This is a genomic window from Brevibacterium iodinum ATCC 49514 (genome assembly GCF_900169265.1).
Taxonomy (GTDB): Bacteria; Actinomycetota; Actinomycetes; order Actinomycetales; family Brevibacteriaceae; genus Brevibacterium; species Brevibacterium iodinum.
This window is the reverse complement of the sequence record NZ_FXYX01000059.1, coordinates 1-1234: the sequence shown is the minus strand read 5'-3', so window position 1 is coordinate 1234 and position 1234 is coordinate 1. Positions and strand designations below refer to the sequence as shown.

The following is a 1234-nucleotide window of genomic DNA, read 5'->3' as shown; positions in this document are numbered from 1 at the left end:
CCCGCGGGAGTTGCCAGGGTCTTCTTCCGCGACCCGTTACGGCGTGTGGCGCGGTCTTCGCTGTGTTCGTAGCCGGCGGCACCGATGGGGGCGGGGGGTTCGGCGTGGCTGTGGGCTCGGAGGCCCGGTTCGGGGGTTTTGGTTAATCCGGCGGGGAGGGCGGGGTGGAGGGGGGGCTGGACCTCGTTGACGTGGGTGGGAAGGGGGAGAATTGGGGTCAGCCATCGTGGGATGCCTTTCGTGAGGTTCTTGGCGGAACTACTAGCGGGATCCCACGATGGTTCTTCACATTTTTGGGGGTGAAGTCCCTGGTGGGAATGCCACCACTCTATGGGACTCACCCTACAATAGCCCTCGTCGCCATATCGATCCTCACATTCGGATCACTATCGCCAGCATCCGCCACAACCGAGACGCTTTCCCCGGCGGCCCAGAAGCAAGCTCAGGCACTGGTTGCCGAATCACCTGAGCTGACCGAATCAGCCCTCGTCAATGACGTCGAGGTTTACTCGGCATCAACTGGAGTATCGGTGGAATCGGTACTCCGCCAGGCCAGTAGCGAAAGCGCTCAGTCGATAGAGGCTGCGTCATCAAGTAAGAAGGGCAAACGCACCAAGAAAATTGGTAACGCCAAGCACAAGGGTGATGTGTTCGTCACCCCCGCATTCACCGGTGGTGTCAATCATGGACACACAGGCATTTATTCGGCGAAACCCACGATTGTCGAAGCACCTGGCACAGGGAAAAAGAGTCGGTCCACCTCAGCATCGAGCTATAAAGTTCCTAAAAAGTCCTACAAAATGGATGTGAAGACCTCACAGACGAAACGAAACAAGGCCGGATCGTACGCTTACAACAAACTCCGAGGAAAGAAGTACAGTGCGAACTTCGCGGTGAACAAGAAAACCGGCAGCGCGAAAATGAACTGCTCTCAACTTGTGTGGGCGGCGTATAAAGCCTCGGTCAAGATCGATCTGGACGGAAATGGCGGCCTCGGCGTCTACCCATACAACATCAAGGATTCGAAGCACACGCACATCTACAAGACGATCAAGTAACCTGAAACTTCACTGTGTCGCGGGTGCTATTGCACCCGCGGCACCCTCACGCCCTAGGAGCGCGATGAAGAAACTCTGGTGGTTGTGTTCCGCCTCACTGATAGCTCTGCTCACCGGTGGCTCGGAAACTCCGGAGCCGACCACCCCGACGCGGGACGCCACCACCACCGAGGTTA

Annotated in this window: 1 protein-coding gene; it reads left to right on the top strand. The window is 57.5% G+C overall.

Annotated features, from left to right (window positions below; genetic code table 11):
• Positions 1-299 precede the first annotated feature (299 nt).
• On the top strand, positions 300-1058 hold the full coding sequence (locus tag BI49514_RS16435; protein WP_180954401.1) for a YiiX/YebB-like N1pC/P60 family cysteine hydrolase: 759 nt from the start codon (positions 300-302) through the stop codon (positions 1056-1058).
• Positions 1059-1234 lie beyond the last annotated feature (176 nt).